Origin of the sequence: Photobacterium piscicola (assembly GCF_046058925.1) — a bacterium.
Classification (GTDB): Bacteria; Pseudomonadota; Gammaproteobacteria; order Enterobacterales; family Vibrionaceae; genus Photobacterium; species Photobacterium piscicola.
On sequence record NZ_CP175534.1, the window covers coordinates 2,272,668 to 2,297,057 of the forward strand.

At 39.4% G+C, this 24,390-nt stretch carries 22 protein-coding genes; 9 read left to right on the forward strand and 13 right to left on the reverse strand.

All coding sequences use genetic code 11. From position 1 onward, the window contains the following. Positions 1–13 precede the first annotated feature (13 nt). The 5 genes from ACJZU6_RS10805 to ACJZU6_RS10825 all read right to left on the reverse strand — a co-directional run bounded on the left by ACJZU6_RS10805 (position 14) and on the right by ACJZU6_RS10825 (position 6,821). Complete coding sequence (locus ACJZU6_RS10805; RefSeq protein ID WP_080156703.1) at positions 14–424, reverse strand: PACE efflux transporter; 411 nt, start codon at positions 422–424, stop codon at positions 14–16. 163 nt (positions 425–587) lie between these two features. Next, positions 588–1,790, reverse strand: coding sequence for an enoyl-ACP reductase FabV (gene fabV, locus ACJZU6_RS10810; protein ID WP_408900253.1), 1,203 nt, complete (start codon positions 1,788–1,790; stop codon positions 588–590). 214 nt (positions 1,791–2,004) lie between these two features. Then, on the reverse strand, positions 2,005–4,254 hold the full coding sequence (locus tag ACJZU6_RS10815; RefSeq protein WP_408900254.1) for an acyl-CoA dehydrogenase: 2,250 nt from the start codon (positions 4,252–4,254) through the stop codon (positions 2,005–2,007). Positions 4,255–4,298: 44 nt separating this feature from the next. Continuing rightward, a complete protein-coding gene (locus ACJZU6_RS10820) occupies positions 4,299–4,964 on the reverse strand; it encodes a TetR/AcrR family transcriptional regulator (RefSeq protein ID WP_408900255.1) in 666 nt (221 codons plus the stop codon). A 1,023-nt stretch (positions 4,965–5,987) separates the two neighbouring features. After that, a complete protein-coding gene (locus tag ACJZU6_RS10825; protein WP_080156706.1) occupies positions 5,988–6,821 on the reverse strand; it encodes an NAD-dependent epimerase/dehydratase family protein in 834 nt (277 codons plus the stop codon). A gap of 328 nt (positions 6,822–7,149) precedes the next feature. Between ACJZU6_RS10825 and ACJZU6_RS10830 the strand changes: the two genes are divergently transcribed. Both ACJZU6_RS10830 and pyk read left to right on the forward strand, forming a co-directional pair. After that, entirely contained in the window at positions 7,150–8,007 is an 858-nt protein-coding gene (locus ACJZU6_RS10830; protein ID WP_080156707.1) for a MurR/RpiR family transcriptional regulator, read from the forward strand. Positions 8,008–8,202: 195 nt separating this feature from the next. Then, entirely contained in the window at positions 8,203–9,648 is a 1,446-nt protein-coding gene (pyk, locus tag ACJZU6_RS10835) for a pyruvate kinase (RefSeq protein WP_107275411.1), read from the forward strand. Positions 9,649–9,748: 100 nt separating this feature from the next. On the opposite strand, the gene rimJ is transcribed toward pyk, so the two are convergent. After that, positions 9,749–10,333 (reverse strand): ribosomal protein S5-alanine N-acetyltransferase, encoded by a 585-nt coding sequence (gene rimJ, locus ACJZU6_RS10840; protein ID WP_408900256.1) that lies wholly within the window; start codon positions 10,331–10,333, stop codon positions 9,749–9,751. Positions 10,334–10,496: 163 nt separating this feature from the next. Between rimJ and ACJZU6_RS10845 the strand changes: the two genes are divergently transcribed. Further along, a complete protein-coding gene (locus ACJZU6_RS10845) occupies positions 10,497–10,991 on the forward strand; it encodes a methylated-DNA--[protein]-cysteine S-methyltransferase (protein ID WP_080156710.1) in 495 nt (164 codons plus the stop codon). Between the two features lie 84 nt (positions 10,992–11,075). Here the strand turns inward: ACJZU6_RS10845 and tyrR are convergent, their stop codons facing one another. The 6 genes from tyrR to pspA all read right to left on the reverse strand — a co-directional run bounded on the left by tyrR (position 11,076) and on the right by pspA (position 16,840). Then, on the reverse strand, positions 11,076–12,614 hold the full coding sequence (gene tyrR, locus ACJZU6_RS10850) for a transcriptional regulator TyrR (protein ID WP_080156711.1): 1,539 nt from the start codon (positions 12,612–12,614) through the stop codon (positions 11,076–11,078). Positions 12,615–12,919: 305 nt separating this feature from the next. After that, on the reverse strand, positions 12,920–13,951 hold the full coding sequence (locus ACJZU6_RS10855; protein WP_408900257.1) for a YcjF family protein: 1,032 nt from the start codon (positions 13,949–13,951) through the stop codon (positions 12,920–12,922). After that, a complete protein-coding gene (locus ACJZU6_RS10860) occupies positions 13,948–15,345 on the reverse strand; it encodes a YcjX family protein (RefSeq protein ID WP_408900258.1) in 1,398 nt (465 codons plus the stop codon). Before ACJZU6_RS10860 ends, ACJZU6_RS10855 begins: the two co-directional genes overlap by 4 nt. 134 nt (positions 15,346–15,479) lie before the next feature. Continuing rightward, a complete protein-coding gene (gene pspC / locus ACJZU6_RS10865; RefSeq protein WP_080156714.1) occupies positions 15,480–15,866 on the reverse strand; it encodes an envelope stress response membrane protein PspC in 387 nt (128 codons plus the stop codon). Then, positions 15,866–16,093: an envelope stress response membrane protein PspB gene (gene pspB, locus ACJZU6_RS10870; RefSeq protein ID WP_045026590.1), complete on the reverse strand. Its 228-nt coding sequence runs from the start codon at positions 16,091–16,093 to the stop codon at positions 15,866–15,868. Before pspB ends, pspC begins: the two co-directional genes overlap by 1 nt. A 78-nt stretch (positions 16,094–16,171) precedes the next feature. Next, positions 16,172–16,840 carry a phage shock protein PspA gene (gene pspA, locus ACJZU6_RS10875; RefSeq protein ID WP_408900259.1) on the reverse strand — a complete coding sequence of 223 codons (669 nt, stop codon included), beginning with the start codon at positions 16,838–16,840 and terminating at the stop codon, positions 16,172–16,174. A 218-nt stretch (positions 16,841–17,058) separates the two neighbouring features. On the opposite strand from pspA, the gene pspF reads away from it, so the two are divergent. The 6 genes from pspF (at position 17,059) to ACJZU6_RS10905 (ending at position 23,492) form a co-directional block, all read left to right on the forward strand. Then, positions 17,059–18,075, forward strand: a complete 1,017-nt coding sequence (pspF, locus tag ACJZU6_RS10880) for a phage shock protein operon transcriptional activator (RefSeq protein WP_408900260.1) — start codon at positions 17,059–17,061, stop codon at positions 18,073–18,075. 136 nt (positions 18,076–18,211) lie between these two features. Then, the gene (gene sapA, locus ACJZU6_RS10885; RefSeq protein WP_408900261.1) at positions 18,212–19,831 is read left to right on the forward strand and encodes an ABC transporter substrate-binding protein SapA; all 1,620 of its coding nucleotides are present in this window, start codon (positions 18,212–18,214) and stop codon (positions 19,829–19,831) included. Positions 19,832–19,834: 3 nt separating this feature from the next. Further along, positions 19,835–20,797, forward strand: coding sequence for an ABC transporter permease subunit (locus ACJZU6_RS10890; RefSeq protein ID WP_080156718.1), 963 nt, complete (start codon positions 19,835–19,837; stop codon positions 20,795–20,797). Then, positions 20,784–21,671: a putrescine export ABC transporter permease SapC gene (sapC, locus tag ACJZU6_RS10895; RefSeq protein WP_080156719.1), complete on the forward strand. Its 888-nt coding sequence runs from the start codon at positions 20,784–20,786 to the stop codon at positions 21,669–21,671. The genes ACJZU6_RS10890 and sapC overlap by 14 nt, the downstream gene beginning before the upstream one ends. A 1-nt stretch (position 21,672) precedes the next feature. Continuing rightward, positions 21,673–22,671, forward strand: a complete 999-nt coding sequence (locus ACJZU6_RS10900) for an oligopeptide/dipeptide ABC transporter ATP-binding protein (RefSeq protein WP_080156720.1) — start codon at positions 21,673–21,675, stop codon at positions 22,669–22,671. After that, positions 22,668–23,492, forward strand: coding sequence for an ATP-binding cassette domain-containing protein (locus ACJZU6_RS10905; RefSeq protein ID WP_080156721.1), 825 nt, complete (start codon positions 22,668–22,670; stop codon positions 23,490–23,492). The genes ACJZU6_RS10900 and ACJZU6_RS10905 overlap by 4 nt, the downstream gene beginning before the upstream one ends. Positions 23,493–23,569: 77 nt before the next feature. Here the strand turns inward: ACJZU6_RS10905 and pyrF are convergent, their stop codons facing one another. Then, on the reverse strand, positions 23,570–24,280 hold the full coding sequence (gene pyrF / locus ACJZU6_RS10910; RefSeq protein ID WP_408900262.1) for an orotidine-5'-phosphate decarboxylase: 711 nt from the start codon (positions 24,278–24,280) through the stop codon (positions 23,570–23,572). Between the last annotated feature and the right edge of the window lie 110 nt (positions 24,281–24,390).

Sequence of the window (24,390 nt, forward strand, 5' to 3'; positions counted from 1 at the left end):
AAATATAAAATTATTATACATCAATAGGATAAACACGATCATAAATCAAATTATATCCATACGCGTAGAATAAATAAAATATCACCATACCAATATCTAACACTAACGCATGCCATAAACTCACATTCAGCACCCATGCTAAAACTGGAATAGTGAAAATTAATAATCCAACCTCAAAACCTAAACTATGTACTATCCGTTGCGACATTGTTTTTTGAGTCACGTTATATTTTTTATACATTAACCGATCAAACCATAGGTTATATAAGTAATTCCATACTGTGGCTACAATAGAAAAAAATATCCCCATAATGCCGACATGTCCAAGTTCAAACCCAAATTGACTTAAAATACCCACCATCAATATCAGACCAATAATCTCAAAACCAATAGCATGGCGAATGCGATCAAACGTTGTTCTCATAGTAAATGCTCTGTTGTGAACCAATAATATCTTTCACTAATATATCTACAAATTTCACCAATAAAAGTCATTAACTATCCGCTTAACAGATAGAAAAAAGAGCAGATATAAAAAAACCGCCATCACTGGCGGTTTATTCAATATCTATTTTATGATGCGATTATTAGATGTCTGCTACGTCAAAATCAACCACAGGATTCACATCAGCATCGTAATCAATACCATCAACACCAAAGCCAAATAGCTTCAAGAATTCATCTTTGTATTGTTGGTAATCAGCAACATCATATAAGTTGTCATTAGTTACTGTTGACCATAGATCACGGCAATGCTGTTGAATATCTTCACGCAATTCCCAGTCATCTAAACGAAGGCGATTTTCTGCATCAACGTCAGGTGCTGTGCCATCTTCTTTATACAAGCGTTGCTTAAACATACGTAAAATCTGCTCCATGCAGCCTTCATGTACGCCTTCTTCACGCATTTTCTTAAATACCATTGCAATGTACAACGGCATAACTGGAATCGCAGAGCTTGCTTGTGTAACAACACTCTTTAACACAGCAACATTTGCAGAACCACCTGTCGCACTTAGCTTGGTGTTTAGCTCTTTCGCGGCACGATCTAGGTCCATTTTTGCTTTGCCTAACGCGCCATGCCAGTAAATTGGCCATGTAAGCTCAGTACCAATGTAACTAAAGGCAACGGTCTTACAACCATCAGCCAATACATCAGCATTCGCTAGCGCATCAATCCATAGTTCCCAATCTTGGCCACCCATAACAGTAACAGTATCTTCAACTTCTTGTTCTGTTGCAGGTTCAATGCTGGTTTCAATTAATACGTTTTTATTGGTATCGACCGCTGTTGTTGTGTACGTTTCACCCATAGGTTTTAGGCATGAACGAATCACGTCACCAGTCTCTGGCAATTTACGTACTGGTGATGCCAGTGAATAAATAACCATATCAATTTGACCAAGATCTTGTTTAATCAAATCAATTGTTTTTTGTTTTGCTTCGTTAGAGAAAGCATCACCATTTAAACTTTTTGAATAAAGCCCTTCAGCTTTAGCAAACTTGTCAAATGCCGCAGAATTATACCAACCTGCAGTACCTGGCTTCTTCTCTGTACCTGGTTTTTCAAAGAAAACACCAATTGTTGCAGCGCCACCGCCAAATGCCGCAGCAATACGAGATGACAAGCCATAACCACTAGAAGAACCTACAACTAATACACGCTTAGGTGCATTTGCAATTGGGCCTTGTGCTTTAGTGTCAGCAATTTGCTGCTTTACATTTTCTTCACAACCAACAGGGTGCGTTGTTGTACAAATAAATCCACGAGTCTTAGGTTTGATGATCATTTTCAACTTCCCTTACATAATTGTGAATAGGATAAAAGGTTAATGACAGATACGCATTAAATTTATGCCATAAATGAGCAAAAATCGTAGTGGTTGGAGGTGTTACACTAAATTTTGGTCAAAAAAAGTGCCACGTATTAACGTGGCACACGGGAGAATCCAGGTTTATATATCAAAGACTAAGTACCCTAAGTTGCCTTTCCTGGTAGCAAACTTAGTTATTAAAATGGTTAGCACAGAAATGGTCAACTTGGATCGCTTTCTGCCTTAGTTGCTCTGCATTTTCTATCCTTTTGATCTCTTCTTCTGTGACCACTCCCGCATCCAAAGCTAACTGTAACTTCTTATTTAATAAAGCCTTGCGTGGGATCTCACCATTGCGTGTTGCTTGCATTAATTTACGCTCCAAAGGTTTGATCTCATGCAATGCAATAAATGCACGTTCCATAATAGCAACGGGATCATCATTCTTATCTCCGACATAACATAAATGTGTTAATCGATCACGGTGCACACTTGGTATCATTAATAATGATGCAATACTGATACTAAGCGCATCTTTTGGCGCTGAATAATGTATACCTAATGGAAATGTTAATAAGCGTAATGTGCGCCCAACCCCTTTACGAGGAAAATTTGTAAACACTTCATCAAATGCGACGCCACATTGATGCAAGCAATGCTGTAATGCATAATCAACTAACGGTAGATCTTGTTGTTGGCGTCCTTGATCTTCAAATCGCTTCAATGTTGCTGACGCTAAATACAAATAACTAAGCACATCACCTAAGCGAGCTGACAATAACTCTCGACGTTTTAATTCGCCTCCTAAGCTCAACATTGATATATCAGCACAAACCGCGAGCGCTTTTGACATACGGCTTAAATGACGATAGTAATGTCGCGTTTCACCGCTAACAGGGGCACGATTAAAACAACTACCACTCACTGCGTTTAATAATGACTTAATTATATTGCGAGTTGCAAAACCAATATGTTGTATCAACAAACTATCAAAATCTTTCATCCCTTGTTCTGCATCAGGATTTGCAGCTGCCGCCATTTCATCTAATACATAAGGATGACAACGGGTTGCACCTTGACCAAAGATCATTAGATTACGGGTAATTATATTTGCTCCCTCAACCGTTATTGCCACTGGAATACCAAAATAATGATGACCCAAATAATTCATTGGCCCCAATTGAATAGCCCGTCCAGCATGCACATCCATTGCATCATTTAAAACGGTTCGAGACATCTCCGTCATATGGTATTTAGCAATAGCAGTCACAATGCCAGGTGTTTGTCCCATATCTAATGCTGTGGTCGTCAATGTTCGAGCGGCTTCTAGCATGTAAGTAAAGCCACCAATACGACCTAATGCTTGTGCGACACCTTCAAAATTACCAATTGGCATACCAAACTGCTTTCGAACAACAGCATAAGCTCCCGTTGTTTTAGCGGCTAAATGCCCAACAGCAGTTCCTAAAGCGGGTAAGGATATACCACGTCCCGCAGATAAACACTCCACCAGCATTCGCCAACCTTTTCCTGCATAATCTTGGCCGCCAATGATCCAGTCTAATGGAATAAACACATTATGACCGCGCGTAGGACCGTTCATAAATGCCATATTAAGAGGATCATGCCGCTCACCAATCTCAACGCCAGCATGATCAGCAGGAATCAACGCACAAGTAATACCTAAATCAACCTTATCACCAAGTAAGCTTTGAGGATCTTGCATTTTAAATGCCAGCCCAAGTACCGTCGCAACAGGCGCAAGCGTAATATAACGCTTATTCCATGTGAGGTTTAAGCCAATAACTTGCTCGCCGTCATATTCGCCATAACAAACTATTCCCTCATCAGGAATACCGCCAGCGTCAGATCCCGCTTCAGGGCCAGTTAATGCAAAACAAGGAATATCTGCCCCATTAGCAAGACGAGGCAACCAATAATCCTTTTGTTGTTGAGTACCATAGTGGGTAAGTAACTCACCAGGACCAAGTGAATTAGGTACCATTACACAAACCGCAGCACTTAAACTACGGGTTGCTATTTGTGCCACAATAGTTGAATTAGCATGAGCAGAAAAATCAAGACCGCCATACTGTTTACTAATAATTAATGCAAAGAATTTTTCACGACGCAGAAATTGCCAAACGTCCTCAGGTAAATCTTTTTGCTGCTGCACAATTTGATAATCATTTAACATTGCTAATAAAGTCTGCAATGTTGTATCAATGAAGTGTTGTTCTTCTTGTGTCAATATTGGTTTAGGGTAATCAAGCAATGTTTGCCATTGTGGATCTCCACCAAATAACTCCCCATCCCACCACACACTACCGGCTTCCATTGCTTCTTTTTCAGTATTAGATAGTGGGGGTAATAATGTTTTAAACCGTTTAAAAACAGGATCACTTATATAACGTTTACGCATGCTTGATAACGAGCTCATAATGCATATCCTTTTGTGATTCAATGGCGAGTATTTATGGTTTATTAACCGCTAATATTGACGACAAAAGACTGATTCAGTTCTATTGGTGCAGCAACGCCTGCCGCAAGATAAGGCACTAATCTATTAATTAAATCGTCACTTTGGATCTGATTAGAAAAATCATTGGCAGCTATTTCACATAGGGCTGTACTTGATGCCATCGTAAATACTGCAGCACCAAGGGTAAAATGTAATCGCCAAAATAATGTTTCAGGATCTAAACAAGGATGGGCACGACGTACAGCGCTAATAAATAACTGAATAACTTCATCATAATGAGTGGTGATAAACCACCGTAAATGCCCTTGTACATCGGTATAGCCGCGGCCAAGTAAAGACATGAAAATAGTAGTACCATTAGCCTTGCAAGTATCCAAAGTTAACAATGGCTGTTTAGCGCAGAAAAATACCTCTTCCATAGAAAACTCATCACGCTGATGTAACGTGACTAATTCCATTTCTAATGCTGGCATAAATTGTTCAAGATAACGGCTTAATACCGCACGAATTAATCCTTTCTTATCGCCATAATGATAATTAACTGAGGCCAGATTAACCCCCGCAGCTGTCGTAATCGCACGTAATGACGTTGCTTTAAAACCACGAGCTGCAAACAATAATTCAGCAGTATCCAGTATTCGATTCTTCGTCGTTGCTTGTTGTTTCATATAATCAGCCCCGATTAAAACGCTTGTTTGAATATTACACAAGACCATAACATTTAACAAATGCGCTACATCACAATTTGTTATTTCGTCACGTAAAAATCAATTAAACGCTTTATAATCAATGACAAAAAAAACCATAATTTATAAAATAAGATTGGAACCAATATGAAAAAATAATGTCTTACGAATACCACTGCTTTTTTTAGAAGTTTTTACTTCAGAGCCCATTAACAAATATTTGTTGATGGGTTTTCTTTATCTACACGGCAATCAAGCGCTACAAAATATCATTTTCAAATAAAACTATTTTTTTTTGAACTTTATCTTATAGCGGTACTCTTACTTATGTATTCAATTTGATAAACCGCTATTTTGCATGGCAATAATACTTTTTATTAAATGTTTAATTCACTACTGCTTTAAATCCTAATTGTATTTTTTTGGATAATCTCCTTCCCGCTGATACTTATCAGCGGGATTTTTTTATCTGTCGCCATGGTTTTTACGCGATTAAACATCGATATAAGAAGAGTAATTTCATCCCTCAATAATATAATTGCATCTTTTTAAGATTAAGTTGAACTCTTTCGCTCACGTGCAGTCTGATTATATGAGAATTGAAGTTATAGATGATTAATGTGTTTTTCAGGCCGTCAAACACAGTATCTGTAATTTAAATTGTTACTACTGCTTTAACTCCTAATTGTATTTTTGGATAATCTCCTTCCCGCTGATACTTATCAGCGGGATTTTTTTATCTGCCATCACGACTTTTATGCTATCAAACGCAGACATAAGAAGAGTCAACATATCCTTCAATAAAATAATTGAATCTTTCTAAGATTAAAATGAACTCTTTTACTAACGCGCAGTCTGATTATATAAGAATTAAAATTATAGATGATTATTATGTTTTTCAGGCCGTCAAACACAACATCTGTAATTTAAATTGCTACTACTGCTGCTTTAACTCCTAATTGTAATTTTTTACGCTGAAATACTTATTTCAGCGTTTTTTTTTGCTTATTTTAAGCTAATTTGTGGTGTACCTAATAATAAGTCATCATGTTGCAACACTACACTTAAGGTATTAAGAGTCTGATTTGAATTTATTTTTTTACCATTAACGCCATGATTATCATCGCTAAACTCAGGAATTGGCAGCTGTGATTTAATCGCCATCGCAGTATAGTATTGTTCACGACTAGGGTGTGTACTGGCGGCTAAATGCATGATTGGCATCGAAGGGTGCTGCGCAATAATGGCTGAGATAACACGAATACAATCATCTAAATGCACTAAATTAACGGGCTGCTTACCTGCACTCAATTGTTGACGACCAGATAAAAACGTCACCGGATGCCGTTGCGGTCCAATCAATCCAGATAAACGTAATACTGTCAGTTGTTGTTGCCATTGCTGACGTAATTGCTGTTCTAATGTGTAATGTAATTGTCCAGAAGCGGAATTAGGATGTATTGGGGTTGTTTCTAACACCTCCCCTTGTAGTGGATCATATACCGACGTAGTACTGATAAAAATAATCCGCTGACACCCAGCTTTCTTTGCTGCGGTTGCTAATGACATGATCTTTTCAATATGAACCTGAGGTTCAAGATTTCTACGGCCAGGCGGGATTGCAATAATCAACACATCCGTTGTTAAAAATTGGATTGTTGTTGGATTCATCTCTTCAGTTAATGGCAATGTTAATAAGCAGCCATTAATGCCTAGTTGCTGTAATACATTGACGCCCTCTATCGTTGTTTTAGAGCCCCATACTTCAATCGCTTGGCTTTTTAATGATAATGCTAACGGTAATCCGAGCCATCCACAGCCACAAATACTGACTTTCATTGATTATCCTTTTTTTATTTAAATATTATTCAAAAATGATAGAACATAGTCATTATTATTTATTTCAGAGCTTGAAATAAGTCTTTATTTATAAAACAAATACTCAAAACTGATAAAATAAAACAACAAAAACTAACATTATTTGTTTTATAAATTTCAATTCTGAAAATAAAAAGTCGATCTCGATCAAAATCTAATAAGAACACACTGAAAAAGACCGTGAACAGCTAGAATATGTTAAGAGTTAAGTAGTATAGTTTCATTATATGGGCAACTTGATGACAAGAATGCTACAAATGAAATTCAATAACGAAGTGCATAAATACCTATGAATACCATAGAAAAAATACAAAATAACTTAGAACACTTCAGCAAATCTGAACGTAAAGTAGCGGAAGTTATTATAGCATCGCCACAAACGGCTATTCACTCTAGCATTGCAACATTAGCCAAAATGGCCGATGTAAGTGAACCTACCGTTAACCGTTTTTGTCGTCGACTTGATACTAAAGGCTTCCCTGACTTTAAATTACATTTGGCCCAAAGTTTGGCAAACGGCACTCCTTATGTAAACCGTAATGTTGAAGAAAATGATGGCCCTGATGCTTACACGGCAAAAATATTTGAATCAACCATGGCTTGCTTAGATGTCGCCAAAAATAGTCTTGATCCGATGCAAATTAACCGAGCGGTTGATTTATTGACACAAGCAAAAAAAATATCCTTTTTTGGATTAGGCGCTTCAGCATCCGTAGCACATGATGCTCAAAATAAGTTCTTTAGATTTAATATCCCGATTGTGTGTTTTGACGACATTGTTATGCAACGCATGAGTGTCATTAATTGCAGTGATGGCGATGTTGTGGTTGTTATTTCACACACAGGACGAACTAAAAGTCTGGTTGAAATAGCACAAATGGCACGTGAAAATGGCGCAACAGTCATTGGTATTACAGCAAAACATTCACCATTAGAGCGTGAATGTTCATTATCGATTTGCCTTGATGTTCCTGAAGATACCGATATTTATATGCCAATGGCGAGCCGTGTTGTACAAATGACTGTCATTGATGTTCTCGCAACCGGCTTTACATTACGTCGAGGATCGAGTTTTCGCGATAACCTAAAACGTGTAAAAGACTCACTTAAAGACTCTCGTTTTTCAAAAGAACGTCATTTATTGTAATACAGATAGATAGCGAAGTTTCGGCTTCGCTAACACACATTACTGTGCACTCTCATTACCCCTCTGTTTGATAATACCTATCATCGCCTTATCTTAAATTACTGAGTCGCATTTATACACACATCTTCTTTATCCAATCACTTATACTGCAATGGCATTGGATAGATAAATCAGTTTATTTACATGGAGCTTATAATGTTAGAACAACTAAGACGTACCAAAATTGTGACGACCCTAGGACCTGCAACTGATCGTGATAATAACCTAGAAAAAATCATTGCTGCGGGTGCTAACGTGGTTCGCATGAACTTTTCCCATGGTAGCCCAGAAGATCATATCCTTCGCACTCAACAAGTACGCGAAATTGCAGCGCGCTTAGGTAAACATGTCGCTATTTTAGGCGATCTTCAAGGACCTAAAATTCGTGTATCAACTTTCAAAGATGGCAAAATTCAGCTTAGCATTGGCGATAGTTTTACTCTTGATAGTGACTTACCCAAAGGTGAAGGCCATCAAGATGCCGTCGGTCTTGACTATAAAGAATTACCTAATGATGTTGTGAAAGGTGATGTGTTGTTACTTGATGATGGTCGAGTTCAACTACAAGTAACTGAAGTTGCTGGTAATAAAGTACATACCATCGTTACCGTTGCTGGCCCTTTATCGAATAACAAGGGCATAAATAAAAAAGGCGGCGGCTTATCTGCGGCAGCATTAACAGCAAAAGATAAAGCAGATATCATTACAGCTGCAGCCATGAAGGTCGATTACCTTGCGGTTTCTTTTCCTCGCAATGGTGCAGATATGCATTATGCCCGTCAATTAGCAACAGAAGCAGGACTAACGGCGAAATTAGTCGCCAAAGTAGAACGTGCAGAAACAGTGGCAACAACAGAAGCGATGGACGATATTATTCTAGCGTCTGATGTGGTGATGGTTGCTCGTGGCGATTTAGGCGTTGAAATTGGCGATCCTGAACTTGTTGGTGTGCAGAAAAAGCTAATCCGTCGCGCGCGTAGTCTTGATCGAACCGTTATTACTGCAACTCAAATGATGGAATCAATGATCACTAGTCCAATGCCAACACGTGCCGAGGTGATGGACGTTGCCAATGCGGTATTAGATGGTACTGATGCGGTTATGTTATCGGCAGAAACAGCTGCGGGAGACTTCCCTGTTGAAACAGTAGCAATAATGGCCAGTGTTTGTCTTGGTGCAGAAAAAGAACCAAGTATTAATATTTCCAATCATCGCTTAGATCGTAAGTTCTCAAACCCTGAAGAAACCATTGCAATGGCAACCATGTATGCCGCTAACCATATGGTGGGCATTAAAGCGATTGTCGTGATGACAGAATCAGGCCGTACACCACGCTTAATGTCTCGTATTTCTTCAGGATTACCTATTTTTGCATTATCGCGAAATAAAACGACATTGAACCAAGCTTCATTATATCGCGGTGTTACTCCCGTCTTTTTTGATCGCGACAGTGACGCAGGTTTAGATGCGGCAAAGCATGCGTTGAATGTTCTAAAAGAGACAGGATATGTACAACCTGGCGATCTAACCATTATTACTCAAGGTGATAAAATGGATACCGTTGGATCAACCAATAATATGCGTATTTTGACGGTTGATTAACCCTTAACTACACCGCTATACACGTATCATTGATAGCAGTGGAAATATGGATGACAAAGGCTGAGATCACATTCTCAGCCTTTTCAGTTTTAAAACAAACTTAATTTATCGGCAGTGACCAATTCGGGTTCACTAATGATGTTAAAATATGATCCTGCCATTGGCCATTGATCAATAAATAATCTTTCGCTAACCCTTCTTGCTCAAAACCTACCGCCGTTAATACACTACCACTTTTATTATTATGTGGCATATACGCCGCCATAACGCGATGAAAATGCTTATCAATAAATATCCACTCACATACAGCAGTTAATGCACGACGCATCACCGCTTTACCCTGATAATCTTGATCTAATGAATAACCGACATGACAGGCATAAAAAGGCGACTTCACTAAATTACTAAAATTAATCACCCCGATAATAGTATTCGTTTCACGATGCTCAATAACAAAATAAAAAGCCATCTCGTGACGATGCAGAGTCGCAACTTGTTCAAGACGTTGCTGCCAACCAGCTAAGCTAAAAAAAGCCTCATGCCGTAATGGCTCCCACGGCGCTAAAAAGTGACGATTACGCTGATAGTATGCTGAAATTTGTTCCGCATCTCGCGTTTCAATCAAGCGAATTTTTATATCATCAAGTACAATAGTTGATGAGCGATGTATAATTGAATGAAACAAGTACGACCTCGACATGACAATGTTAATTGATATAACGCACATTTTATGAGTTTACATGATATTGAATACAAGCCGCATTCAATATTCGATATATTAGCATGTCGTTGTCTGTTACTCTTTGTCAGTCAATGTTATTAATTATTACGCCTTTAGTGAGTTATTGATGTATTACGATTGTATTGAAACAGAACTGGGAAATATTATGTTGCTGGCAGATCATCAAGGTCTTCGACAACTATCAATTACGAGTCCCAGCTATAGCCCTAATGAAATATGGCAACATAACCCCGAGTTTATGGCCCCCTTCATTAGACAACTCAAAGAATACCTCATCGGCTCTAGACAAAAATTCACCTTCCCTCTTGCCCCACAAGGCACCTTGTTTCAACAACAAATATGGCATGCTATTGCTGATATTCCCTACGGTGAAACCGTTACCTATGAGCAAATAGCCGCAAATATTGGCAATACCAAAGCAACCCAAGCAATCGGTATGGCTAAAAATGTTAATCCCATCCCCATTGTAATCCCCTGTCACCGCGTATTAAACAGTCATAACTCATTATGTGGTTATCGCTATGGCGAAGATATTGTCGCACTACTATTAGCCCTAGAGGCTGGCGACACCATCTTACTAGAAGCGCATCAGAACGATTAATTCAAACTCCCATCGCTTTATTGTTTGTTATAAAAAATAAAGAGATAGCAATGAAAGCTATCTCTTTTATTTTACGTTTAATGATCAACTGCGTTTGCTAAGCCCATATTCTCGAAGCTTATTCGCCACCGCAGTATGAGAAACCCCTAACCGTTTAGCCAATTTACGAGTGGATGGATAACTCTGATATAGATTCGATAAAATACCAGATTCGTACCGTTTCATTATTTCATCTAACGATCCCGTTAAGGTTTCTTCATTGATAACCGTACTTGACTCATTCTCAGGTAATTGCACATCAGTCGATGTCATTTCATCCCCTTCCACCTGCGTCATCGCGCGAAATAGCACGTTACGCAACTGACGAATATTACCCGGCCAAGCATATTGTTTCAGTGTGGATGCTAATTCTTCCGATAATAACGGCTTAGGTTGATGTAACTCTTGTGCAAATTGCGCTAAGAATAATTCAGCTAATGGCACAATGTCAGCAGCACGCTCACGAAGTGGTGGCACCACTAAAGCCAGTACATTCAGTCGGTAATAAAGATCTTCACGAAATGCCCCTTCAGCGACTAAATCAGGCAGTTTTTTCTGAGTTGAACAAATCACTCGTACCGATACTTTTATTTCAGCTTCTTCACCGACACGACGGAATGTGCCATCTTGTAGGAAACGCAGTAATTTAATCTGTAGGTGTTTTGACATTTCTCCAATTTCATACAAGAAAACAGTCCCCCCAGCCGCTTGTTCAAAAATCCCTTTCTTTGCCGGTTCATTAGCACTTTCAATACAACCAAATAACTCTGTTTCTGCCGCATTATCTGGCATAGAAATACAGTTAACGACTAAAAATGGTTTATCACGATGCACCGAGCGTTGATGGCAAGCACGCGCCAACATTTCTTTGCCTGTACCGGTTTCACCTTGAATCAGTAAAGGTGCATCTAATAACGCCAATTTCTTTGCTTGACCCAATAAGTGTTTAAATCGTGATGACTGCCCGATTAAATGCTCAAAACCACTGTCACCATTAATGCTTCGCATCACTACAGGCATTTTAGCTTCAGAAAGCGATCTTAATAAAATCAACACACTAACGAGTACAGGTTCAGAGGTATCATCATTAACACAGACGGGCATAATATCCATTTGATAATCTAACCCAGCAATAACCACAATCTCGCTATGTTTCTGAGCTTGATTTCTATCTAACCAACGGGAAAAATTAAACCCTAATAAAGTATGAATATTTTCATTAAAGAGATCATCACTACGATGACCCATTAATTGCTCGGCTGCCTGATTGGCAAAATCAACTTTACCGTTTAGATTAATAGTAAAGAAGGGATCGGGTAATGTCTGTAATAAAGCAGATAATTCAGTGTGTTCACGCTCACTGGGCATAAACTGAATTTTACGTACATCGGTAACGCCATCAAGCTGACGGATCTGCGACATTAATTGGCTAAATTGTTCAAATTCAACTTCAGGACAATTTAAATAAATAATACCGATACGATCAATTTCAATCCCACGAAGATCAATATCTTGACTGGTTAAAATATCTAACAGTTCACGAGTCATGCCGACTCTATCTTCGCAAAAGACCTGTAATCTCATTGTTTACACCTTCTTGTTATTCGTTTTTTGTGCGTAATTCATTACAGTTATCCATCGAGGATAATCTTTAACAATAGTAATAATAATCATAGTGTTAAGGTTTATAATTGAGCGTCTTAATCCACATAATGAAAACAATTTGTTAGTGCATACTGTCAACTATTCCTGACAGTTATGTCAGTGTGCGACGAACCTATTAATGAGTCAAGCTACGAGATCGCATCTGTACTGATTAAATATAAAAAGAGATATTTCGGTAATAAAAAAGAGAACCGAAGTTCTCTTTTTTAAGTGCTAATGCTTGATTAACTTTTATCTTGTTTGCCTAGTTGACTTAACAAATCTCGACGAATTTCGCTTAACCTTGGTTGTTCTCCTTCCATCCACGGTAATGGACGCATAAGGTTAATCGCTTTAAGGCCTAATCGACCAGTAAGTAAACCAACACCAACCCCTTGTGCTACTCGTGTTGACATCCGTCCAGCAAGATCCATTGAAAGCATATCCATCCCTAAATCAGCCACGACTTCAGATGCACCAGCAAATGCCATATTGGCGAGCACTAACTTTACTAATTTAATCCGTGACCAATAACTAAGTTCAATACCATAAACAGCAGATATCTGCTCAATTAGACGAAAGTTACGCCAAGCAACGAGCAACATATCAGCTGCTGCTAGCGGGCTCAACGCTACCATTAATGCCGCTTCACTGGAGTATTTTGCAACCAGTTGTCGGGCTAATTTATCTTGTTGACTCACTACCATTTGATCATAAAGTGCCAACACTTCCCGATCATTATGGGTTGCCGCTAGTGCGTGTAACCAACGATCATAGCCATGATTATCCGTTGAAATTTGACTCAATTTAGCTAATTTCACACAAAAAGCTTTACCCGAACCAATGCCATCAGCGGTTAATAATTGATGGGCTTGATCACGTTCTGTCTGACGCTGTTTTAAACGACGTAAATTAATTAACTCACGCCCTAACGCACCGATACCTGCAACAGCAATACCGGCAACAATGGCACTCCATCCTAATGATAACCAATTACTGGTTTGATAAGCTGTTACGACATGGTCTACTGTTTGCCAGCCCACCATCGCAGCACCAGCAACTAATAACCCCTTAAACCAACGGTAACGGCGCTTAGGTTTAGCTGCTAAAATTTGACCAAGTGTTTGTTCACTTTCAACTTCAGCACTTTCAACGGTATCGGGTAAAAACTCGCTTTGCTGTTCAAAGTTCATCTTTACCGTTAAATCCGGTTGCTGATCACTTAATGGCTGTTGTGATTCATCAAACACTATTTTTGCTTTTAATGGCTCTGTCATTGCAATTTATCTCCCAAAAGATATTCCAATGCTTTATCCATTCGAATATGTGGTAAAGGTTCATCTACTTGCTGAGGTAATGGACGTAAATTAATAAAATCAAATCCATTCCTATTCCAAAAATCTTGATTAGGTAATCGTCGCGGCACATCACCAGGAAAGAATGTTTGTGCATTACCATCAATATCCGTTCCACGTAATGCTGGCACTTGTTTGCCTTGATAGTTAACAAACCCAGGTTCACTGGCTTGAATCGATGCTAAGCTAACACAATCCATGGTAATACCTTCAAACGAGGCGGTCTGCCATGCTTCATTAACTAACTGCTGTAATAATCCCACTAAGTTTGGGTGTTGCTCTGGTGTAATATGATCCGCTTTTGTTGCGGCAAATAGCACCTTATCAATCCGTGGAGCAAACAATCGACGTAACATTGAACTACGCCCATATTTAAAACTTTGCATTAATTGATCTAACGCTTGGCGCATATCGTTAAACGACTCATGCCCAGCATTTAGTGGTTGTAAGCAATCAACGAGTACAATTTGTCGATCAAACTTTGAGAAATGATCATTATAAAAAGCTTTTACAACATGTTGTTGATAATACTTATAACGTTTTTTTAGCATGCCAAAATTGCTATCATCAGTGGCAGTAGCAAGTTGTTGCTCGGTGTACTTATTGGTCCATATCATCGGGAAGAACTGCAATACTGGGGCGCCCGCTAATTCCCCTGGCAATACAAATCGCCCCGGTTGAACCCAATGTAACCCACCTTCAGCCTTGCATTGATGCAAATAATCTGTAAATGACGCCGCGATAGTTTCAATTAACGCTTCATCAGCAGGAGCAAACGGATCAAATTGCTCCCCCATTGCTAACCATGATTGTGCTAATGCTAAACGCTGTCCTTTTAATACTTGTGCTTGTTGCTTAGACCAGCTAATAAAATCAAGCTCAAGTAACGGTAAATCTAATAGCCATTCACCTGGGTAATCAATAATATCGAGGTACAGAGTTGCCGTATCTTGAAATAATTTTAATGCCCCTTTTTGCGGCTTAAAGCGCAATGCTAATCGTGTCTGGCTAACATCACTGGTTGGTTGCGGCCATGACGGTGGCGATGATAATAAAGCGTTGATCCCATCATCATAGCCAAATTTAGGCACATGCATGTCTAACTGTGGAACACGTTTTGAGCCCAATAAATAACCTTCTCTTACCGCAGAAAACATCGGCAAGCGAGGATTGGTACTTACGTGCAATAGCTGATTAATCAGTGAGGTAATAAAGGCCGTTTTTCCTGCGCGTGATAAACCCGTTACCGCAAGACGCACATGGCGATCAAGGCTGCGATTAACCCATTTATTCACTTCATTGCTAATTCGATTCATTACGGTTCCTAATTAACATATATGGTTTAATAAACACCCATAAAAAAAGCAGGCCTGAACCATCAGTACCTGTTTATATTGATGTTCTTTACTTAAATTCCGGCAAGTAACATCAAGTACTTTAGTGTTTGACACTAAAGTTTATTAAATTCACGATCAACTTTAAAGGCTGATGATGTCACATAAGCTTCCATTTTTTGAATTTGGACTTCACTACGCTCAAGTTCAGTTTCAACGTTATGCAATATCTGCTGGGGTGACTGCCCACTTTGCCACGGTTTTTGTTTGACGTTATGTTCAGTATATTGATGTTGTTGTTCTTTACGCTGCAAAGGCATCTTATCTAAAATTAACCAAGCGGCAATATAAGCAACCGTTGCGAAAAAACCGACACCCAATAAAAAAGCTGTCACAGCCAAAATCCGCATCAGCCAAATTTCAACACCAAAATATTCAGCCAAACCTGCACAAACACCACCCAACTTACCATTTTTAGGATCACGGTATAATGTTTTACGCATTACTTTTGCCTCCATTGTGGCGCTTCAGCATCTAGAATTCGCTCAAGCGTAACAATCCGCTCTTGCATCACCTCTGCGCGTGCCACTAAGGTTTCTAACTTTTGATGATCCTCACCAGATAATCCCTCACCTGATTTACGCTTACTGCGGTAATGAAGAATCAACCACAGTGGCGCCACAACGATCATAAACACCACTAACGGAACACTAATAAAACCCATCGACATTTGTTGTTCTCCTTTCACGCAAAGGTAATAGCACTATTCTTCTTTTGCTCTTATTGAAAAGGCAATACCTACAATTATTTATTGTTGTTTTTCGTTCATGCTTACTTTTAGACGTTCAAGCTCTTTTTCAATATCATCTTGTGCTTGAAGATCAGCAAATTCTGACTCTAAGCTTTTTCCGCGTCCAAAACTATAGCTATCCGCTTCTGCTTCCATTTCATCAATTCGACGCTCATATTGTTCAAACTTCGACATAGCTTCATCCACTTTACTGGTATCAAGCTGACGACGTACGTCTCGACGAGTACCAGCCGCTTTATGGCGGGTCACTAATGCTTGTTGACGAGCACGCGTTTCTTGTAATTTACGCTCAAGTTCAGCTACTTCTAACGATAGTTTCTCAATCGTTTCATCAACTAATTTATATTCTTCATTTAGCGTTAACGCAACGTCAACCAATTTTTGTTTTTCAATTAATGCAGCACGAGCAAGATCTTCACGCCCTTTTTGAATCGCTAAACTGGCTTTTTGTTGCCAATCTGTTGACTGTGCTTCAATAGCAGTAATACGGCGACGCAGTTCTTTTTTGTCAGCTAATGCACGTGCTGATGAAGTACGCACTTCAACCAATGTATCTTCCATTTCTTGAATAATAAGACGAATTAACTTTTGTGGATCCTCTGTCTTATCTAATAATGAATTAACGTTAGCATTTACAATATCAGCAAAACGAGAAAAAATACCCATAATAAAACTCCTTGGTCAACCGTATTGAAGTTCACTCAATTAACGGTTTCTGTCATTAAACTCACAGTATATTGTTATGTGAGGTGTCATTCTTTTATATACATATCAATTTGCGTGCCAATTTTTAAGTTATTGTTTTTATAATAAATAATAAATATCCTCATCTTTCAGCAAACAATGATATAGTGAATATAACTAATTATTAGTGAGATTGACCAATGAGAAAGACCGAAACATTAATCGGTGAATCAGACGCCTTTTTAGCCGTACTTGATCACGCATCACGGTTAGCAACACTTAATCGCCCAATACTAATTTTAGGTGAACGAGGCACTGGTAAAGAACTGATTGCACAAAGAATTCACTATTTATCAACTCGATGGGAACAACCACTGATTAGCTTAAATTGTGCCGCATTAGCAGAAGGCGTGATTGATTCAGAACTGTTTGGTCATGAAGCGGGCGCATTTACAGGCGCGAAAGGTCGACATCAGGGGCGATTTGAACGCGCAGAAAATGGCACACTTTTTTTAGATGAACTCGCAACCGCACCAATGGGCGTACAAGAAAAGCTTTTACGTGTAATTGAATATGGTGAATATGAACGAGTTGGGGGTAATAAAAGCTGCCAAGCCAATGTTAGATTGATTTGTGCTACCAATCAAAACCTGCCACAACTCGCAGCTGAAGGTAAATTTAGAGCCGATTTATTAGATAGATTAGCCTTTGAAGTGATCCACCTTCCACCACTAAGAGCACGCATTGATGATATTCTACCGCTGGCTGAACATTATGCAGTTCGTATGTGTCGTGAGATGAACTTCAGTTATTTTGCAGGTTTTAGCTCTCAAGCCCAGCAACAATTATTAGACTACCCATGGCCTGGTAACATTCGTGAGTTAAAGAATGTCGTTGAACGTTCCGTATTTCGTCACGCGCTGGAAGATGAAGTTATTGATACTATTGTTATTGATCCTTTTAGTACTTCATGGGATGCTCCTGCACCAACCATCGAACAACCAACGGCCACACCACTGCCAAATCAAACAGCATCAACCGTGACCTTTCCGATTGATTTACGCCAACAGCTACAACAGCAAGAAATTACGTGGATTGAACAATCTTTAGTCTTAGCTAAATTTAATCAAACAAAAGCAGCCGAGTTATTAGGGCTTAGCTACCATCAACTAAGAGGATTAATACGCAAATATGACCTCAATGTTAATGGTGATTAATCAACCAAATTACACATAAAATTCAACATAATTGACGCTTTTTTGCTAATTTAATTCAAAACTAGCAGGATAACTTGGTGACCGACATGGAAAATGTTAAATTTAAAAACTTAATTTCAAATAACGCCTATTAAATATGAGCGCTTACTATCGTCTTTTTATTGTTGGTTTGGTTTTATTAGCTCTCAATGGCTGTAAACAACCAACAAAAGAATCTACAACTCAACGTCATGGTTTTGTCTATTGTGGTCAAGATACACCCACAACACTTAATCCCCAGTTAACAGACGGTGGACTAACAGCAGAAACCCTTTCGGCACAAATTTTTGACCGTCTGCTATTACTTGATCCTGTTAGCCACAAACCGTTACCTGATTTGGCGAAAAGCTGGACCATCAGTGACGATGGTCTAGTATATACCTTTACTCTGCGCCAGGGAGTACAGTTTCAAACAACCTCATGGTTTACTCCAACACGCACCATGAATGCGAATGATGTCGTATTTAGCTTTGATCGCGTGATTAACCCTGATAACCCTTTTCATCATATTTCAGGCGGACGCTATCCATGGTTTGAAAGTCTTGGGTTTGCCAATGATATCGAAGCGATTAAAGCCCTTAATCCTCATACGGTTCAATTTACTTTAAGACGCCCTGATAACTCATTTTTATCTAATTTAGCCACCAGCTATGCGGTTATTTATTCTGCAGAGTATGGCAAACAATTATTAAAATCAGGCCAAATAGGTAAATTAGACAGTCGCCCTATTGGCACTGGACCTTTTTATGTGGATCAGTTTATTCCAAATGATCTGATTCGATTAAAGCACCATACTCATTACTGGCAAGGCGCTGCGCCGATGGAACAAGTGGTGTTTGATATTTCATCACGTGGGATGGGCAATCTAACCAAATTATTAAGTGCTGAATGTGATGTTTTAGCCTCTCCCGTTGCAAGTCAGCTACCCGTTATTACTGATAATGACAATTATGAGCTATTGGCTCAAACAGGCATGAACGTATCATTCCTAGCATTAAATACTGATCTAAAACCCTTAAACAACCTTAAAGTTCGTGAAGCGATTAGTTATGCCATTAATAGAAATACATTATTAAATTCAGTCTATTACGGTACAGCCACTAAAGCAAAAAGCTTATTACCACCAACATCATGGGCCTACAATAATAATAGTAAAGCCATTAACTATAACCCTAAAAAAGCGAAGGCCTTACTCAAACAAGCTGGCTATGACAATGCGCAGGTGCTAACAATGTGGGTGCCTTTAGAATCACGACCTTATAACCCTAGCCCACAAAAAACAGCCGAGCTTATTCAAGCTAACCTCAAAGCCATTGGGATTAATGTGATTATTTATCATCAAGATAACGTTGGTCGTCTGGGTGTGAATGATATGAATAAATACGATATGATGCTGGCGGGTTGGATTGCAGATAACGGCGATCCTGATAACTTTTTACGGCCATTATTGTCATGTAATGCTAAACATGCAGGACTCAATGTTGCTAATTGGTGTGATGTTCAATTTGATAATTTAATTGAATTAGCATTACGTACCAATAAAACTCAACAGCGAGTTACCTATTATCAACATGCACAAGATATTCTTGATCAGCAAGTGCCTATCATTCCTCTTGCTCATGGTGTGCATTTCCAAGCGCATAACAAAACACTCGGTGGGCTGCAAATGAGTCCTTTTGGCTCACGCTCATTTTCTAGTGTCTATCGGACTGAGTAAAGTATGTTTATTTACACTATGCGTCGCTTAAATCTGTTTGTTATTACTCTACTCATTCTGACGATGGTGAGTTTTAGCATTTTAAGACTTGATACTCAATTGCAATGGGCATATGAACCCTTTTGGCAAGGCTGGTTCATTTACTTACAAAACTTAATCTCTGGTAACTTAGGTATTAGCCCTGCAGGTATTCCTATGAGTACAGAAATACTCAAAGTTTTTCCAGCCACATTAGAGTTGTGCTTTTTTGCATTTATGCTGTCTTTAGTGATTGGTATTCCTTTAGGTACCATTGCCGGTGTCCGTCGTGGCTACCCAATTGATACCATCATCACTTCGATCACATTACTGGGCTATTCGATTCCATTATTCTGGTTAGCCATGTTACTTATCCTATTATTTTCATTGCACCTTGGATGGTTACCTGTTTCTGGACGCTATAGCTTGTTATACCAATTTAATCATATAACTGGTTTTGCATTAATTGATATTTTGCTCTCCGATAAGCCTTACCGTATGGAAGCATTTTTTGATGCCATTAAACATTTAGTCTTACCAACTATTGTGCTGGCAATGGCACCAACCACTGAAGTTATTCGTTTAACACGAGCCTCAATTGCCGAAGTAATGACTAAAAACTACATTAAAGTCGCACAAACGAAAGGTTTATCAACCTTTGAGATTGTACGCCGTCACGGAATGAAAAATGCGTTACCGCCCATTATTCCTAAATTAGGTATGCAGTTTGCCGCCATGATGACTTTTGCAATGTTAACTGAATCTATTTTCAACTGGCCTGGCATTGGCCGTTGGTTACTCAATGCCATTGCCGCTCAAAACTATGTTGCCATTCAAGCAGGTGTGATTACTGTGGGTGGGTTTATTTTATTAGCCAACATTCTCTCTGATCTTGTTGGTGCCATTATTAATCCATTAGTCAGGAAGGAATGGTATGCCATCAAATAGTGTTTACCAAGAAGCCACCATCCCGACACAATGGGAGCGTTCATGGCAAAACTTTCGCGCCAATTCATTAGCTATGTTTGGCTTATGGTGTTTATTAGCACTGCTATTAATTACCATTAATGCGCGTTGGTTAGCACCCTATTCTGCGATAGAGCAAGTGGGTGAATTATTGATGCCGCCATCATGGGACAACTCTGGTCATGTCTCATTCTTTTTTGGTACTGACGATCTGGGGCGAGATATTCTGTCACGACTGTTAATCGGTAGCCAATTAACCTTTGGTTATGCTTTATTAGTTGCGATTGCATCTAGCATCATTGGACTGCTAATTGGTATTTTAGCTGGCATGAGTAATGGTCTTAAATCAAGTTTTCTTAACCATATTTTAGACACAGTTTTATCTATTCCATCACTATTACTGGCTATCATTGTTGTCGCATATATGGGGCCGGGTGAAACTCACATATTACTCGCTATTTGGCTCGCATTAATTCCACGCTTCATTCGTGCTGTGTATACCGCTGTGCACATTGAAGTTGCAAAAGATTACATTATTGCAGCGCGCCTTGATGGTGCAAATAACTTTTATTTGCTTTATAACTCGATACTACCAAACATTCTAACCACTATAACCACTGAAATGACACGGGCTATTTCTGTCGCGATTATGGATATTGCAGCACTGGGTTTCCTTGGTTTAGGTGCACAAGCGCCACAGCCAGAATGGGGAGCGATGCTTGGTGATTCAATCGATCTTATTTACCTTGCGCCATGGACAGTTACTCTACCTGGACTTGCAATTATGTTTAGCGTCTTAGTTGTTAACTTAGTCGGTGATGGTATGCGCCAAGCACTTAACGCAGGAATTGATTAACATGCCATTACTCGATATACGTAACCTCACTATAGAGATTGACACGCCACAAGGGATGGTAAAAGCAGTTGATCGCATGAGCCTAACCATTAACGAAAGTGAAATTCGTGGTTTAGTGGGAGAATCAGGCTCAGGAAAAAGTTTAGTTGCTAAGGCTATCGCTGGTGTATGTAAAGATAACTGGCGGGTTAACGCTGACCGCATGCGCCTAGGTGATGTGGATTTACTCGCCTTGTCCCCTCGTCAGCGACGTAAAATTGTAAGCCGTGAAATTGCAATGATTTTTCAAGAGCCTTCAACTTGCCTTGATCCCTCAGAGCGTATTGGTGAACAATTAGAAGAAGCTATCCCGTCATCATCATTTAACGGCCGTATTTGGCAGCGTTTTCATTGGCGCCAAAAACAAGCGATCGCACTACTGCATAAAGTCGGTATTAAAGAACATAAACGGATTATGCGTAGCTATCCTTATGAGCTAACCGATGGCGAGTGTCAAAAAGTGATGATCGCAATGGCGATTGCGAACCGTCCTCGACTGTTAATTGCAGATGAACCAACCAACGATCTTGATCCTATCACTCAAGCACAAATCTTCCGTTTACTCAGCCGTATGAACCAATTAGGTAACACCACAATTCTACTTGTTAGTCATGATCTCACGACTGTGACCCAATGGGCAGATAGAATAACCGTAATGTATTGTGGCCAATCGGTAGAATCAGGCACATCAAAACAACTGCTTGAATTACCACATCACCCTTATACTGCGGCACTGATGCGCGCAATGCCTGACTTTTCACTTGGCATTAGCCATAAGTGTAAGTTAGAAACATTACCCGGTTCTATTCCTCCACTGCAGCATTTACCAATAGGCTGTCGTTTAGGGCCGCGCTGTCCTTACGCACAACGAAAATGTGTTGAAGTGCCACAGCGTCAGAAAATTAAAGGTCATAAATTTAGCTGTCATTTCCCGCTAAATATGAAGGATGACAACAAATGAGCTCATTACTTGAAGTTGTAAATCTAAAGAAAGATTACCATTATCGTTCTGGCTTATTCCGTCGCCGCACTATTGAAGCGGTAAAACCAGTTTCATTTCAGCTCAATGCCGGCGAAACAATCGCACTATTAGGTGAGAATGGCTCAGGTAAATCAACATTAGCTAAAATGCTTGCTGGCGTGATCACGCCCACAGAAGGCATTGTACGCGTTAATGGTGAGCTACTTCATCACCATGATTATCAAACCCGCTGTAAACTGATTCGAATGATTTTCCAAGATCCAAATACTGCGCTAAATCCGCGCATTCAAATTGGACGTATTCTTGAAGGCCCATTAAAACGAAATACGAATATGACCCCACAAGCACGTGAGCGACGTATTATGGATACCTTAAAACGGGTTGGTTTACTGCCAGAGCATGCTTATTTTTACCCTCAAATGCTCGCGACAGGACAAAAACAACGTGTATCTCTCGCTCGTGCATTGATATTACAACCTTGTATTATTGTCGCCGATGAAGCATTAAATGGTTTAGACATGTCAATGCGTTCACAGATGATAAATCTGCTACTTGAATTACAAGAAGAGATGGGTTTGTCTTATGTTTATGTATCGCAGCATATGGGAGTGGTGAAACATTTCAGTGACAAGGTCATGGTTATGCAAGATGGTGAAGTGGTTGAAAAAGGACGAACCGCTAACGTGTTTGATAATCCGAAGCATTCATTAACCCAAAAACTCCTTGATAGTCACTTTAGCTCACCAACCCGAGAAAAAAGTACTCGAATACTTAATAGCACCCCTAAAATTAGTTATTAGTTATAAAAATAACGCCAGTATTATCACGTTATTAAGGTGAAAAATACTGGCGTTATCGTTTGCTTAATACATTAAATTTATACCAATGTTTTATTGATTGCGGCTAATACTGCTGCAGGATCGCTTGCCTGAGTAATAGGACGACCAATCACTAAATAATCAGATCCAGCAGCGACAGCTTCAACTGGCGTCATCACACGACGCTGATCACCCGCTTCACTTCCTACAGGACGAATGCCAGGTGTTACTAACTTAAATTGTTGCCCAAGTTGAGCTTTTAATAAACTCGCTTCTTGTGCAGAACAAACAACACCGTCAAGACCACTATTTTTAGTCAATGTCGCTAAGTTTAATACTTGTTGTTGTGGCTGACATGCAATGCCAATACCCGCTAAATCACTGGCTTCCATGCTGGTTAACACTGTAACACCAATTAACAATGGACGATCTTTACCATACGGCTCAAGGATTTCACGTGATGCCGTCATCATGCGTTCACCACCACTCGCATGCACATTTACCATCCATACACCTAATTCAGCAGCAGCTCTTACAGCTTTTGAACAGGTGTTTGGAATATCATGAAATTTTAAATCCAGAAATACAGAATGGCCCCGATCATGCAATTGACGCACGAAATCAGGGCCAAAAAAAGTAAACATTTCTTTGCCGACTTTTAAGCGACAACTTCCCGGCTCAATACGATCGACAAAAGCGAGTGCCTCATTATGATTATCATAGTCAAGGGCAACGATTACTTTAGGGTCTGTTACTTTAGCGTCTAGCATTGAGGCTCCTATTATCTCTAAATATATCCACTGAGCGGTTATCCCACCGCCGGCAGGATTTTACATCAATTGATTAAATTTGATAGCTACAACTACAAAAAAACCAGTAC